Source organism: Micromonospora acroterricola, assembly GCF_003172955.1.
GTDB lineage: Bacteria > Actinomycetota > Actinomycetes > Mycobacteriales > Micromonosporaceae > Micromonospora > Micromonospora acroterricola.
Map to the genome: position 1 here is coordinate 1 of NZ_QGKR01000206.1, position 14,270 is coordinate 14,270.

Below are 14,270 nucleotides of genomic sequence, written 5' to 3' on the forward strand. Positions count from 1 at the left end.
GGCGGGAACCGGGGCGAAGCCGACGGTGACCACCAGGTCGGCCAGCCGCAGTGTCCGCCAGATCGCCGCCCCGTCGGACGGTGTGCCCAGTCCATAGCGGCGCCACCAGGCGACCACCGGCACGTCGGCCAGCTTGCAGCAGCACTCGGCCCGGGTCCACCGGGCCCAGAAGTCCCCGGCGCCGAACCGCCGGGCCAGCGCCGGGGGCACCGGGGCGTCGGCGCGCTCCGCGTCGATCGCCACCCGCCACCCGGGCGCCGGCGGGCCGTACCAGCCGACGCAGCGGCCGTCGTCGAGGTAGCTGCGGGTCACCGCGTCGGTCAGCGCGGCCGGGGGGCCGACGCGCAGGTGCCGTTCGGCGGCGGCCAGCAGCCCCGGCACCGGGCGCGGCCCGCCGGCGCCGCCCGGGCGTGACGGCGCGGCCGGGACGACGACGGACATCGGCCCGGCCGCTTCCGGCGGAACCCGGTGCAGGTCAGATGGAGGCGGCACCGTCCACCACGATGACCTGGCCGTTGATGTTGGTGTGCTCCCGCAGCAGCATCCGGACCACCGGCACGACCTCCACCGGCTCGGTCAGGTGACCGGTCGGGGTGCGGCGCACGATCTGGTCGAGCTGGGTGGGGCCCAGCACCGCGGACATCTCCGAGGCGAAGAAACCGGGGGCTACGGCGTTGACGAGCATCCGGCCGCCCAGCTCCCGGGCGAGCGAGCGGGTGGCCGCGTCCATGCCGCCCTTGGTCGCCGAGTACGCGACCAGACCGGGGAAGCCACGCTGCGCGCAGATCGAGGTGATGTTGACGATCCGCCCGCGCAGCCCCTTGCCGAGCATCCGCCGGACCACCAGCCGGGTGAGCTGCAACGGCGCGGTCAGGTTGGTCTCGATGATCCGGGCGATGTCGTCGGTGGCGGTGTGCACGTGCAGGGAGTCCTGCCCGATCGCGGCGTTGTTGACGATGCCGTCGATCGGCCCGAGGCGTTGCTCCACCTCGCGGACGAAGCCCTGGGCGGCTCGCAGGTCGGTGACGTCCACCGAGCCGACGTGCACCCGGTCGGGGTGCTCGGCGGCGAGCTTCTCCAACTCCGGGGTGACGGTGCGGGCGAACGCGGCCACCCGTACGCCCTCGTCGAGCAGGGCGGTGACGATGGCCAGGCCCAGCCCCCGGGACCCGCCGGAGACGAGGACCACGGAGCTGGGCGGAACGAGCTGGGTGTCGGCGAGGTCAGACATCGCTCTTCAGGGTCTCCTTGACGGGGATCTCGGTCAGCACACGGATGCGGCGTGGCACCGCGTGCTCGGGCAGCCGGTCGGCGCACCAGCGGACCAGCGCGGCCTCGTCCGGCGGGCTGGCGGCGGGGCGGTCGACCGGGTGGGCGTCCCCATCGGACGCCTCGGCCACCCGGGCGAGGACGACCTCGGCGACCACCATCCGGCCGAGGACCGGGGCGCGGCGGCCGGTGACCCGGGCCCAGGCCACGGCGGGGTGCCCGGTCAGCACACCCCGGACCACGCCGGCGGAGACCTTGCTGCCGCCGACGTTGATCTCGTCGGAGTCCAGCCGACCGGTGATCAGCACACGGTCGTCGACCACCTGCACCCGGTCCCCGGTGCGGACCGGACCGGCCAGCCCGGCACCGTGGTACGGCGAGGTGACGACCAGCTCGTCGTCCCGGACGGAGAGGGTCGGCCGGCCGGGGGCCTCCCGGTCGAGCCAGTCGACCGGGAACCCGGCCCGCCCGTCGTGCACCACGATGGACGCCCCCACCTCGGAGGACGCGTAGATCCAGGAGAGCCGGGCGGCGGGGAAGACCTCCCGCAGCTGGTCCAGGATCGCCTGGTCCACCGGTTCCCCGCCGAGGGTGATCTGGCGCAGCGGCACCCGGGCCAGCGCGGCGGCGTCCCGGTAGAGGGTGCGCCGCCAGAAGGTCGGCGTGCCGGACGCCGCGTCGACCCCGTGCGCGGCGGCGACCGCGGGCCAGTCGTCCAGCTCGTCCGGCTCGACCACCACCAGGTGCTGGCCGGGCTGCGTCAGCGACAGGGTGACCACCTGCCACCAGGCGTACGTGCCGGGGGCGTAGGGGCAGAGCCAGGTGCGGTCGGGCTGGTCGGCTCGCACGGTCGTCAGCGTGTCGAGGGTGTGCCCGACCCGCTTCGGACGGCCGGTCGAACCGGAGGTCAGCAGCCAGAGCCGGCCCGGTTCGGCGGCACGCGGGCGAGCCGGTGCGCTCGGGTGCCCGCCCTCGTCGTCGAGGACCGTCACGGTGAACCCGGCGTCCTGCAGCTCGGCGCGCATCGCCTCGTCGACCCGGCTCGCGGTGCTGAGCAGCAGCTCGGTGCCGTGCACGGCGTGCTGCCGCGCGGCGGCGAGCGCGTGCGCGGCGGAGCGCGCGAGCACCGCGGCGGGGTCGGGCAGCGCCGGCGTCGGCAGCGTCCGCCAGGTCAGCGCGGCGCCGCCGACGACGAGCCGGTTGTCGACGCCGGCCGGCTCCGGGTACGCGACCGGGGGGCGTGGTGTCGCGACGGTCACTGCTGCTGGAGCTCGACGAGGAAGTCGAGGACGTCACCGACGGTGGCGATGCGACGCAGGCCGGGGGCGTCGAAGTTGAGCTCCTCCCCCGTCTCGTCCTCCACCCGCAGGGCCAGCTCGGAGAAGTCCAGTGAGCGGAAGCCGATCTCCCGCAGCTGCGCCGCGTCGTCGGCGGGCAGCTCCTTGTCCTGGTTCTTCAACACCTGAGCCATGAGGTCGCGGATCTGCGCGCGACTCAATTCGTTCATGCGGCGGAGTCTACAGCCCAGCGAATGCATATCTGTTCTGCCGGGGTGCCCGGGTAAGGTGCCGGGACCGGACGAGAAAAGACAGGAAAGCGAGAAGCACGTGCTGCGCGAAGCGACGACGGACGACGTTCATCTGATGTTGTCCTGGCGTAATCAGGAAACCAACCGTCAGGTCAGCAAGACCAGCCACGAAATCACCGCGGACGAGCACGCCCGGTGGTGGTCGGCGGTCCGCGCCGACCCGTCCCGGCGGGTGCTGGTGTACGTCCGCGACGACCTGCCCTGCGGCGTGGTCACCTTCTTCGACCTGCGGCTGGACGGCCCCCGAACCGGCGCCTGGGGCTTCTATCTGGACGCCGACGGGCTGGCCGAGCGGGGCGAGACGCTGCCCGCCTGGCTGGGGGTCATGCGGGAGGCCGTCGAGTACGCCTTCGACGGTCTGCACCTGGACCGGCTCGATGGGGAGGTGCTCGCGCACAACACCGTCGTACGGCAGATGAACCGACGTTTCCGATTCGTCGAGGGCAGCCCTCGACAGGAGATGTCCGACGGCCGGGAAATCACCGTCATCCCGATTTCCCTGGATCGGGCCGATCGCCGCCGGCGCTGATTCCCGGTACGCGTCGCGCAATTGTCCGGCACCATTAACCGAACGTGTCTCCGGTGGACATCCGCCGTTCACGAAAGGCGACATCCACCGGAGCGCGGAGCCAGACGGATCACACCCGTCGCCAGGCCGCCCAGTTCTGATCGACGTTGCCGCCCAGCCGGACGAAGCCGTACCGCGTGCCGTCCCAGTCGTCGGGCTGACCGGGTGCCCAGCGGGTGAACACCACCTGCGCCGCGGCCGGCGGCTGCTCGCGGAACCACCGTACGTCGGTCCAGGTCACCTGGTGGCTCAGGTTGAACCGCAGGACGTAGTGCACGCCCGTGGAGGCCCACACCCGCTCACCGGGACGCACGCCGACGTCCGCCACCCGAGGGGTCGGCGCGGTGCTCGCCGCCATCGGCCGTACCAACCGCTGGTCGATCACCTGCATGGTGACGAGGTTGACCACCACCAGGACGCCGACGATCGGCAGCCGCAGCCGGGGCACCTGGACCGCGGCGACGAGCAGCAGGCAGGCGCCGATGCCGATCAGCGACCCGACGACCGGCCGCATCTCCCGCCAGCCGCCGGTCAACGCCATGAGGTCCGGTGCCCCGAAGCCGCCGTAGCGCAGCGAGTGCCCCCGGCTGGCCACGTAGGCGAGCCGCACGGCGATGACCGCGCCACCCGCGACCAGGAGGGCCACCGCGACGGCCGCCCGGCGCAGCACGACCCGGCGCCTGGCGGTGAGCAGCACCCCGAGCCCGACCAGCAGCCAGAACGGCGCCAGCATCTGCACGTAGCGGCCGTAGATCGCATCCAGCGGCTTGCCGGTGATGCCGGCCAGGATCGCCGACGCCCCGCTGGCCACTCCGACACTCACCACCAGCGCCAGGCCCATCGTCCAGCGGGTGGCGTCGCCACGGCGGGGGCGCCACAGCTCCCGGACGGCGGCGGCCCAGGCCACACCGGCCATTCCGAACGTGATCACCACGAGGTACCAGAGTTGGGTGACGACCGCCGCGCCGACCCGGACCACGCCCTGGCCGGAGGCGATCGCCTCGACCATGCTGCCGCCCGGGGTGCTGCCGAGCAGGTAGACCCTGTCCCCCAGCAGCCGGATGACGGCTTCGTTGGCCAGCGCCAGGGCGAGCACCGGCAACAGCGCCGCGAGCACCCCGGGCGGGGTGATCCGCCGGCGGATGAGCAGCAGCAGGACCAGCCCGGCGTGCACCGCCACGATCACCAGGCCGCGCGAGTGCAGCAGGTGGAACGCGCCGACCAGCAGGCCGACGGTGGCCGCGGCGAGCGGGCCGGGCCGCCCGATCCAGCGGTGCACCGCCAGCAGCCAGGCGAGCACCAGCGGCGCCATCACCGCATCGATCATGGCGACGCCGGCGTAGAAGGCGGTGGCCGGCAGCGTGGCCGCCACCACGGCCCCGAACAGGGCGTACGACCGGCGCAGCTGGAGCAGCCGCCGGCCGAGCAGGTACGCCAGCGGCAACAGCGTCGAGTTCACCATCGCGTTGATGAGCTGGACCAGCCGGTAGCTGTCGGTGAAGTCCCGGTCCCCGAGGAACGCCGGCGAGATCAGCATCGGGTAGCCGACCCGGCGCAGCAGGTCGTTCTCGCTGCTGAGCCCTCCCGGCCCGCCGGCCAGCGCGCGGGCGGTGTTCAGGTAGCTGTCCTCGTCGGTGTGCGCGATCGGCAGCGAGATGTGCCGGGACAGCCACATCCGCCAGGCGACGCTGAGCACCCAGCCGACGACCAACAGCAGCGGCACCAGCCAGTGCCGGGCGGGTGCGGCGGGCGGTGTCTCGGCCGGCGCCGCCGGTCGTCGCATCACGTCGCTGCCGGATGCCATCAACGCCTCCTGAGTTGCCGGCCGGACCGGACCCACCGCGGGCCATCGGGCACGCCGGTCCGGCCGGTGACGTCGGGGGTGAACCGCTCGCACCGAGGTGGTGCGGACTGTCGGGTGAACGCGGGAACCGGCAGCGGACAGGGGCGGCCGGGTCGCTCGCGCGGCCACTGTAACGGCCCGATCAGGCCTGGTCAGCCCGCTCTCCGGACGGTCGGAAGTGTTTGCCCGCGCGGTGCCCGGCATTCACGGGAGCAGAGGGAGCGGTTAACCCGCGAGCGCCGGCCCGTTAACCCGCCGAGGTTAGCGTCTCACCCCGGTCGGCCGGCCGAGGGCCGCCGGTTCATCCACGATCACGGGAGCACCAAATTGAGTGAGTTGAATGGATCGTCCATTCTGATCACCGGGGGAACGGGTTCCTTCGGCAGGACCTTCCTCCGACACATCCTCACCGAGGCCGACCCCGCCCGTGTGGTGGTGTTCTCCCGCGACGAACTCAAGCAGTACGAGCTGCGCCAGCAGCTCGGCGACGACCCGCGGCTGCGCTGGTTCATCGGCGACATCCGGGACCGGCACCGCCTGACCCGGGCGATGCACGGCGTGGACCACGTGGTGCACGCCGCCGCCCTGAAGCAGGTGGACACGGCGGAGTACAACCCCTCCGAGTACATCGCCACCAACATCACCGGCTCGCAGCACGTGGTCGACGCCGCGATCGAGGCGGGCGTCCAGAAGGTCATCGCGCTCTCCACCGACAAGGCGTCGAGCCCGATCAACCTGTACGGCGCGACCAAGCTGGTCGGCGACAAGCTGTTCGTCTCGGCCAACCACTACGCCGCCCACCACCCCACCCGGTTCGCGGTGGTCCGCTACGGCAACGTGGTGGGCAGCCGTGGCTCGGTGGTCCCGTTGTTCAGCCGGCTGGCGGCCGAGGGCAAGAGCCTGCCGATCACCGACAAGCGGATGACCCGCTTCTGGATCACGCTGGAGCAGGCCGTCCAGTTCGTCATGGACTCGTTCGACCAGATGCAGGGCGGCGAGCTGTTCGTGCCGCGGATCCCGAGCATGCGCATCCTCGACCTGGTCGAGGCGGTCGCCCCGGACGCCACCACCCACGAGATCGGCATCCGGCCCGGCGAGAAGCTGCACGAGGAGATGATCGCGCCCGACGACAGCCGACGGACGCTGCGCGCCAAGGACCGGTACATCGTCCAGCCGACCATCGCCGGCTGGGGCTACCGGCCGCCGGTCGACTGCGATCCGGTGCCGGACGGCTTCGCCTACCAGTCGGACACCAACGACGAGTGGCTCAGCGTCGAGCAGCTCCGCGACATGCTCGGCCTCACCGCATGACAGGGATGCTCCCGTACGGCCGGCACTCCGTCACCGAGGACGACATCGCGGCCGTCGCGGACGTGCTGCGCGGCGACTGGCTGACCACCGGGCCGCAGGTCGACGCGTTCGAGGCCGACCTGGCTGGCTGGACCGGTGGCGCGGGCTGCGCGGCCGTCTCCAACGGCACCGCGGCGCTGCACGTGGCGTACGCGGCGGCCGGCGTCGGCCCCGGCGACGAGGTGATCGTCCCGCCGATGACGTTCGTGGCGACCGCCAGCAGCGCCGTCGCGCTCGGCGCGAAGATCGTCTTCGCCGACGTCGAGGAGGACACGTTCACCCTCGACCCGGCGGCGGCCGCCGCCGCGACCACCTCGCGTACCCGGGTGGTGTCCGCTGTCGACTACGCCGGCCACCCCGCCGACTACGACGCGCTGCGGACCGCGTTGGGCGGGCACGACGCGCTGCTGCTCGCCGACGCGGCGCACTCCATCGGCGCCAGCTACAAGGGACGGCCGGTCGGCTCGCTCGCCGACCTGACCACGCTGTCGTTCTTCCCCACCAAGAACCTCACCACCGCCGAGGGCGGCGCGGTGGTCACCCCGCACCCGGAGCTGCTGAAGCGCGCCCGCCGGTTCCGCACCATCGGCCTGGTCCGCGAGCGCGACGAGCAGCGGTGGCCGGACGAGGGCGGCTGGCACCAGGAGGTCCACGAGTTCGGTCTGAACTACCGTCTGCCGGACGTGCTCTGCGCGCTGGGCCGCAGCCAGCTGCGCCGGCTCGACGACTTCCTGGCCCGCCGGGCACGGCTGGTGGCCCGCTACGACGAGGCCCTCGCCGACCTGCCGGGCGTCCGGCTGCCGGGCCGCCGGGCGTGGGCCCGACCCGCCTGGCACCTCTACCCGATCCGAGTGCTCGACGGGCGTCGCCGCGAGGTGTACGACCGGATGCGCGCCGCCGGCATCGGCGTCCAGGTCAACTACATTCCGGTGCACTGGCACCCGGCCTTCGCCGACCTGGGCTACCGGCGCGGATCCTGCCCGGTGGCGGAGTCGTTCTACTCCCAGCAGCTGTCGCTGCCGCTCTACCCCGGGCTCAGCGACACCGACCAGGACCGCGTCATCGACGCGCTGGCCACGGCCCTGCGGGCCGGCTCGGTGCGCTCCGCCGCCGCCTGATGGGAACCTGATGCACCACGCGAACCACTTCTACGGCCACGCGCACGTGCTGGCCCGCTACGCCGGTCTCGGCGACCGGCACCCGCCGCGGATCAACGGGTACGTGCAGCACGGCTGGAACATCGGCGACGGACTCGCCCCGGGCCATCCGTACGCCGACCGCACTCCCAGCCTGCTCTGGTCCGAGCAGACCCGCCGCCGCGCCTGGTCGGTGGGGCGACGCAACGTGGTCGTCATCGGCGCCCCGTTCATCTACCTGCTCGCCATGCGGCCCGAGGACCCACCGGCCGAGGAGCGGGAGGGCACCATCTGGTACCCGTTCCACGGCTGGGAGGGCCAGCACGTCAAGGGCGACCACCGGGCGTTGATCGCCCGGATCCGGGACACCGAGCCCGGCCCGGTGACGGTCTGCCTCTACTGGCACGAGTACGGGATGCGCCACGTGCGTCGTCTCTACGAGCGCGCCGGGTTCCGGGTGATCTGCCACGGCTACCGGGGGCACTGGTGGAAGGACACCGACCCGGAGTTCCTCGACAAGCAACTGACCGAGCTGCGGCGACACCGCCGGGTAGCATCCAACCGGCTGACCAGCGCCATCTTCTACGGCATCGCGGCCGGCTGCGAACCGGCGGTCTACGGCGACCCGATGATCCTGTCCAACGAGGACCCGACGTTCGGCGGGACCGCCCGCATCCGGCGGCAGTGGCCGGAGCTGCACGGCGCCGCGGTCGACCTGCCCACCGCGGTCGGGATCGCCCGCGCCGAGCTGGGCACCGACCACCGCTGCACGCCGGCCGAGCTGCGTGAGCTGCTCGGTTGGGCGCATCTCCAGGAGGAAGAGGACGACCGTGACGACTGAGACGGCACCCGCCGGCCGGATCACCCTGCCGGGCGGCGAGATGCTGGCCTGGTCGGACCTGCCGGAGGAGCGGTTGGCCGACGGTGGGCCGCTGGCCGCTCTGGCCGCCCGGATCGTGCCGGCCGGCGGCCGCGTCCTGCTGGCCGGGCCGCACGACCCGGCGCTGCTCGACCGGCTCGCCCACGCCGAGGTGACCTGCCTGTTGCGCAGCCACCCGGACGCGGTGGCGCTGGCCCCGCGGGCCGCCCGCGTGGTGGTGGGTGGCCCGGCCGGGCTGCCCGCCGACGAGACGTACGACGTGGTGATCGCCGGCGCCGGGCTGGACCCGGTGGAGTCGGTGGAGGGCGCCCGGCTCGGCTGGGACGGGGTGCTGGCCCGCCTGGTCGCCGCGGTACGGCCGGGTGGCGCGCTGCTGCTGCGCCTGGACAACCCGCTCGGGCTGCACCGGCTGGTCTCCACGACACCCTGGTACGCGGGCCGCGACGACTCCGCCTGGCTGATCGGCGGGGTGCTGGACCAGGCCCACCCCGCCAACCGGGACCAGTTGCGCGCACGGCTGACCGACGCCGGGCTGCGGCAGGTCGCCTGCTGGGCCGCGTACGCCGACACCGCCGCGACGGCCCTGCTCGACGCCGACCAGCTCGACCGGGGCGCCGGCTCCGGACTGTTCGACGCGGTGCTGCACGGCGCCTGCGCCCGGGGCTTCGCCCAACAGACGGTGCTCCAGGACCCGGCCCGGCTGGCGGTGGACGCGCTGCACGCCGGGCGCGCCGCCGACCTCGCGCCGAGCTGGCTGATGCTGGCCCGGCGTCCCGGTGGCCCCGACGACCGGGCCACCCCGACCGCCGGCGGCGACCTGCCGGTGGCGCTGGCGCAGACCGGGCAACCCGGTATCGGCGTGCTGGAGGTGCACGACGGCCCGTCGGGCTGGCGGTGGGGGCTGACCCCGCCGACCGGCACGATCACCGCGGCCGCCGGGCCGTTCGCCAGCCGCGAGGCCGCGTACCGGGACCCCGGCGCGCTGGCCGGGCCGGTGCCGACCGGGCGGCTGCTGCGTACCCTGCTGCTCGACGCGGCGCTGCGCCGCGACCTGGCGACGCTGCGCACGCTGCTGCACGGGTACGCGGCGTGGCTCGCCGACCAGGCCGACGCCGACGGCCGGCTCGCCGGCGCGGCGGCGCTGGCCAGCACCGACAACGTGGTGGTCGACGGCGACCGCTACGCGGTGCTCGACCCGAGCTGGCGGGCCACCGACACGCTGCCCGGCGACGTGGTGCTGGCCCGCGGGCTGTGGCGCTTCGCGGCGGGCCTGCTCACCGGCGGGTACGCCCACCCGTGGTCGTCCACTCTCGACGTGGCGGGCCTGACCGTCGTGCTCGGCGGGCTCGCCGGCCGCGACCTGGACCGGGACACCGTGGCGCGGGCGGTGGAGGCCGAGGCGGCCATCACCGCGGCGCTGCACGGGCTCGACACCGACAGCCGGGGCAGCCTCGCCACCGAGCTGCACGCCGTCGAGCCGACCGATCCGCCCGCCGGCGCCCGCAGCTACCAGCAGCTCCGGGAGGCGTGGCTGCGCCAGCGCGAGGAGATCAGCCGGCTCGCCGCACTGGCCCGGTGGACCGACGAGCTGCTCACCTCGCGGGAACGGGCGCTGCGGCGGGCGGAGGCGAAGATCAGCCTGCTCAGCGGGTCGATCAGCTACCGGGTGGGCCGGCTCGCCATCACCCCCGCCCGGTTGGCCAAGCGGGGCGCCCGGGCGGCCAAGCGCCGGGCCCGCACCGCGCTCGCCCCGAAGCAGGAGGAGCAGCAGTGAACGGTCACGACAGCGCGGACCGCCCGGGGTCGACGGAGGGCACGGACGCAGCCGGCGGCCCGCGGATCGTGGGGATCGTGCAGGCCCGGATGGGCTCGTCCCGGCTGCCCGGCAAGGTGCTCCGCCCGCTCGCCGGGCGTTCCGTGCTGGGCCGGGTCGTGCGCGCCGCCCGGGACAGCGGGGTCCTCGCCGACCTGGTGGTCGCCACCAGCACCGACACGGTCGACGACGCCGTGGTGGCCGAGTGCGAACGGCTGGGCGTGCCCTGCCACCGCGGGCCGGTGGACGACGTGCTCGGCCGGTTCGTCGGCGCCCTGGCGGCGCACCCGGGCGACGCGGTCATGCGGTTCACCGCCGACTGCCCGCTGCTCGACCCGGAGATCATCGCGCTGGTCGCCTCGGTGTACCGGGCCGTGCCCGGCCTGGACTACGCGAGCACGTCGATCGCCCGTACCCTGCCCCGGGGGCTGGACGTCGAGATCATCCGCGCGGAGACGCTGCGCACCCTGGACCGGCTCGCCACCGGCCACGACCGGGTGCACGTGACCTCGTACGCGTACACCCACCCGGAGCTGTTCCGGGTGCTCGGAGTGACGCTCACGCCGGACCGCTCCGCGCTGCGGCTGACCCTCGACACCGAGCAGGACTGGGCGCTGGTCCGCGCGGTGACCGACCACTTCGGCGACGTCAGCGTGCCGCTGGCCAAGCTCGCCGACTGGCTCGACGGGCAACCCCGGCTGCGCGCGCTCAACGCCGACGTACGGCAGAAGCGGCTGGAGGAGTCCTGAGCACGCTACGGGTCGGACTGCGCTGCGACGCCGGGCCGCGACGCGGCGTCGGTCACCTCGTCCGCTGCCTGGCGCTGGCCGAGGAGTTCCAGGCCCGCGGCGCCCACGTCGCGGTGTTCGGCGCGGTCGACCGTCTCGACTGGGCCACCGCGGAGCTGGCCGCGCGGGGCATCCCCCTGCACCCGGGCCCGGAGTCCCCCGCCGAGCTGGTCGAGGCGGCCCGCCGCCACGAGCTGGACGTGCTGGTCCTCGACTCCTACGAGCTGGACCCGGCCGGGGCGGGCGCGCTGCGTGCCGCCGGCGTGTTCACCCTCGCCGTGATCGACGGGGACACCCGAGGGCAGGACGCCGACCTCTACCTCGACCAGAACTTCGGGGCGCAGACCGGGGCGCTGCCCGGGCGGCTGCTCGCCGGCAGCCGGTACGCCCTGCTGCGCGACTCGGTGGTGGCCGCCCGGCCACCGGCGCCCCGGCCCGCCACGGCGGTCAGCCGACCCCGGGTGCTCGCCTTCTTCGGCGGCACCGACGCGGTCGGGGCGGCGCCGGTGCTGACCCGTGTGCTGCTGGCCACCGGACACCCGATGGAGCTGACGGTCGTCGTCGGCCGACCCGAGATCGAGGCGGAGCTGGAGGAGATCTCCCCCGGGCGCGGGCAGATCCTCCGGCCGGTCCCGCCCACCGGTTCGCTGCCGGCCCTGATCACCGAGGCCGACCTCGTGGTCAGCGCCGCCGGCACGTCCACCTGGGAACTCTGCTGCCTCGGCGCGCCCGCCGCGCTGGTCTGCGTGGTCGACAACCAGCGGGAGTCGTACACCCGGGTGGTCCGGCACGGCCTGGCCGCCGGCCTCGGCGAGCTGCCCGAGCTGACCGGCGCCGGAGTCGCCGGCCGGGCCGCCCGCGCGACGGCCGCGCGGACCCTGCAGGGGCTGCTCGGTTCGCCGCAGCGGCGTACGGCGCTGGCCGCGCGAGCCTGGTCCACGGTGGACGGGCGGGGCCGCGCGCGGGTCGTGGACGCGGTGCTCGACGCCGTACGCCCCGCCGCCGTCACCGGCCAGGGGCGTTGACACCGAACACCTACGGCCAGAGCAGCTCCTTGATCCAGGCGTCGCCGACCCGGCGGTACCGCAGGCGCACGTGCCGTCGCTCGGCATGGCCCTGCCAGAACTCCACGGTCACCGGCGTCACCGCGTAGACCGTGTGGCTCGCGCAGAGGACCTGCGGGTCGTCCCGGACGGCCTCCTCGGCGGCGGCGAGGGCGTGCTCGAGGTCGGCCGGACCAGCCAACACCTCGCTCTGCCTGCTGGCCAGGCTCGCCACCCGGGAGCCGACGGGTCGGGCGAGGAAGTCGCCGGCCGAGGCCTGCCGGTCCAGTGGCGTGACGCTCCCGCGGACGCGGACCTGTCGTGCCTGCTCGCGCCAGTAGAAACCCAGGGCCGCACCGGGTTGGCCGGCGACCTGTCGGCCCTTCGCGCTGTCAGCGTCCGTGGCGAACTGCCAGCCCCGGTCGTCGAGGTCCTTGAGGAGGAGGACGCGCGTGTCGGGAAGCCCGTCGGCGTCGACCGTGCTCAGCGTCATCGCGTGCGGTTCCATCACACCGGCGGCGACGGCCTCGCCGAGCCACGACACGAACAGGTCGTCGGGATGATCCGGGGCGTCGCCGGGTGCGAACAGGGGTAGCGGCCGGGCGAAGACCGGCAGGCCGCGCAGGAGATCACGGATGCTCACGTGTTGATCTTGCCGCATCCGGGCCCGACACACCAATTGGCACGGGTGTACGAAAGTGCTGCTAGGGTGGCCGCATGACGCAGGCCGCCTACCAGCCGTCGATGCTCGACCTGGCCGACGCCGGGCCGACCCTGGGGCCACTGCCCGGCCAGATCCGCCGGCACCAGCTCACCCGGGGCGCCTGGGTCGACCACCTGCCCGGCTGGGTGCGGGGCTCCGACGCGGTCCTCGACACCCTGCTCAGCGAGGTGCCCTGGCGGGCCGAGCGGCGCACCATGTACGACAGCGAGGTCGACGTGCCCCGCCTGCTCTGCTGGTACGACGGCGACCGCCAACTGCCGCACCCGGTGCTCACCGCGGCACGGGCGGCGCTGACCCGGCACTACGCGCCCGAGCTGGGCGAGCCGTTCGTCACCGCCGGCATGTGCCTCTACCGTTCCGGGCGCGACAGCGTGGCCTGGCACGGCGACACCATCGGCCGCTCCGCGCACACCGACACGATGGTCGCGATCGTCTCGTTCGGGTCGCCCCGGCCGCTGCTGCTGCGCCCACGCGGCGGCGGCGACAGCCTGCGCTTCCCAGTCGGCCACGGCGACCTGATCGTGATGGGCGGCTCCTGCCAACGCACCTGGGAGCACACCATCCCCAAGACCACCCGTCCGGTGGGCCCCCGGGTCAGCGTCCAGTTCCGCCCCGTCAACGTCGCGTGACCCCTCCCGGGCTAGAGGAGCCCGGCGAGTTTGTAGAGGACCAGCGAGCCGGCGACGGCGACGTTCAGGCTGTGGCCGTGCCCGACCATGGGAATCTCCACGGCAGCGTCCAGGTGGTCGAGCGCCTCGGGCGGTATGCCGGTCGCCTCGTGCCCGAGCAGCACCACCGTGCGCCCCCGAGCGGCGGGCAGATCGCCGAGCCGGAGGGCCTCGTCGGCCAACTCCACCCCGAGGATCCGGGCGCCGGCGGCTCGTTCGGCGGCCAGCCAGCGCAGCGGACTGCCGACCCGGTGGACGCAGCCCGCCTGGCGCAGGGTGTTGCCCCGGGCCACGGCCTCGTCAACCCAGCGGAACGGCGGCACGGCGAGGCAGGCGCCGACCGCGTCGCAGGTGCGCAGCAGGGTGCCCAGGTTTGCGCCGTGCAGCGGCCAGAGCGGGGCGGCGATCAGGTGACCCCAGCAGCGGTGCGGTCGGGGCCGACGAGCGGCCCGCAACTCGCGCGGCGGCCGGACCCGGATGGCGGCGCTCACGCCGCGCCGGCGACTCCGCCGGACAGAAGAAAGATCATGTGAGAGGTGCTTAGCGGCGCACCCGGGCCCTCGCCGACGACAGAGCGCTCACCATACCGCGCCCCACCCC

At 74.1% G+C, this 14,270-nt stretch carries 15 protein-coding genes; 8 read left to right on the forward strand and 7 right to left on the reverse strand.

Translation table 11 applies throughout. From position 1 onward, the window contains the following. The 4 genes from DKT68_RS16730 to DKT68_RS16745 all read right to left on the reverse strand — a co-directional run. The coding region (locus tag DKT68_RS16730; RefSeq protein ID WP_201749074.1) for a hypothetical protein at positions 1-441 on the reverse strand (441 nt) is incomplete at its 3' end. Positions 442-475: 34 nt separating this feature from the next. Beyond that, positions 476-1,231 (reverse strand): SDR family NAD(P)-dependent oxidoreductase, encoded by a 756-nt coding sequence (locus DKT68_RS16735; RefSeq protein ID WP_109818345.1) that lies wholly within the window; start codon positions 1,229-1,231, stop codon positions 476-478. Then, positions 1,224-2,528 carry an AMP-binding protein gene (locus DKT68_RS16740; RefSeq protein WP_109818346.1) on the reverse strand — a complete coding sequence of 435 codons (1,305 nt, stop codon included), beginning with the start codon at positions 2,526-2,528 and terminating at the stop codon, positions 1,224-1,226. Before DKT68_RS16740 ends, DKT68_RS16735 begins: the two co-directional genes overlap by 8 nt. Further along, complete coding sequence (locus DKT68_RS16745; protein ID WP_109818347.1) at positions 2,525-2,776, reverse strand: acyl carrier protein; 252 nt, start codon at positions 2,774-2,776, stop codon at positions 2,525-2,527. Before DKT68_RS16745 ends, DKT68_RS16740 begins: the two co-directional genes overlap by 4 nt. A 58-nt stretch (positions 2,777-2,834) precedes the next feature. On the opposite strand from DKT68_RS16745, the gene DKT68_RS16750 reads away from it, so the two are divergent. Further along, positions 2,835-3,386 carry a GNAT family N-acetyltransferase gene (locus tag DKT68_RS16750; RefSeq protein WP_236646930.1) on the forward strand — a complete coding sequence of 184 codons (552 nt, stop codon included), beginning with the start codon at positions 2,835-2,837 and terminating at the stop codon, positions 3,384-3,386. Positions 3,387-3,495: 109 nt separating this feature from the next. On the opposite strand, the gene DKT68_RS16755 is transcribed toward DKT68_RS16750, so the two are convergent. Further along, positions 3,496-5,229 carry a C-type lectin-like domain-containing protein gene (locus tag DKT68_RS16755; protein ID WP_109818349.1) on the reverse strand — a complete coding sequence of 578 codons (1,734 nt, stop codon included), beginning with the start codon at positions 5,227-5,229 and terminating at the stop codon, positions 3,496-3,498. 366 nt (positions 5,230-5,595) lie between these two features. On the opposite strand from DKT68_RS16755, the gene pseB reads away from it, so the two are divergent. From pseB to DKT68_RS16785, 6 genes are all read left to right on the forward strand, one after another. After that, positions 5,596-6,579, forward strand: coding sequence for a UDP-N-acetylglucosamine 4,6-dehydratase (inverting) (gene pseB / locus DKT68_RS16760; RefSeq protein ID WP_109818350.1), 984 nt, complete (start codon positions 5,596-5,598; stop codon positions 6,577-6,579). Further along, a complete protein-coding gene (locus DKT68_RS16765; protein ID WP_109818351.1) occupies positions 6,576-7,736 on the forward strand; it encodes a DegT/DnrJ/EryC1/StrS family aminotransferase in 1,161 nt (386 codons plus the stop codon). Before pseB ends, DKT68_RS16765 begins: the two co-directional genes overlap by 4 nt. A 10-nt stretch (positions 7,737-7,746) precedes the next feature. Further along, complete coding sequence (locus tag DKT68_RS16770; RefSeq protein WP_109818352.1) at positions 7,747-8,595, forward strand: hypothetical protein; 849 nt, start codon at positions 7,747-7,749, stop codon at positions 8,593-8,595. Beyond that, on the forward strand, positions 8,585-10,408 hold the full coding sequence (locus DKT68_RS16775) for a methyltransferase domain-containing protein (protein WP_109818353.1): 1,824 nt from the start codon (positions 8,585-8,587) through the stop codon (positions 10,406-10,408). Before DKT68_RS16770 ends, DKT68_RS16775 begins: the two co-directional genes overlap by 11 nt. A 65-nt stretch (positions 10,409-10,473) precedes the next feature. Beyond that, positions 10,474-11,196 (forward strand): glycosyltransferase family protein, encoded by a 723-nt coding sequence (locus tag DKT68_RS16780; RefSeq protein WP_269089858.1) that lies wholly within the window; start codon positions 10,474-10,476, stop codon positions 11,194-11,196. Beyond that, positions 11,193-12,260 (forward strand): PseG/SpsG family protein, encoded by a 1,068-nt coding sequence (locus tag DKT68_RS16785; protein WP_109818359.1) that lies wholly within the window; start codon positions 11,193-11,195, stop codon positions 12,258-12,260. Before DKT68_RS16780 ends, DKT68_RS16785 begins: the two co-directional genes overlap by 4 nt. 10 nt (positions 12,261-12,270) lie before the next feature. On the opposite strand, the gene DKT68_RS16790 is transcribed toward DKT68_RS16785, so the two are convergent. Then, positions 12,271-12,921, reverse strand: a complete 651-nt coding sequence (locus DKT68_RS16790) for a pyridoxine/pyridoxamine 5'-phosphate oxidase (RefSeq protein ID WP_236646931.1) — start codon at positions 12,919-12,921, stop codon at positions 12,271-12,273. A gap of 74 nt (positions 12,922-12,995) precedes the next feature. Here DKT68_RS16790 and DKT68_RS16795 point away from each other — a divergent pair, with 74 nt between their 5' ends. Further along, positions 12,996-13,631, forward strand: coding sequence for an alpha-ketoglutarate-dependent dioxygenase AlkB (locus DKT68_RS16795; RefSeq protein WP_109818355.1), 636 nt, complete (start codon positions 12,996-12,998; stop codon positions 13,629-13,631). Positions 13,632-13,642: 11 nt separating this feature from the next. Here the strand turns inward: DKT68_RS16795 and DKT68_RS16800 are convergent, their stop codons facing one another. Then, positions 13,643-14,161: a TrmH family RNA methyltransferase gene (locus DKT68_RS16800; RefSeq protein WP_109818356.1), complete on the reverse strand. Its 519-nt coding sequence runs from the start codon at positions 14,159-14,161 to the stop codon at positions 13,643-13,645. Positions 14,162-14,270: the final 109 nt, after the last annotated feature.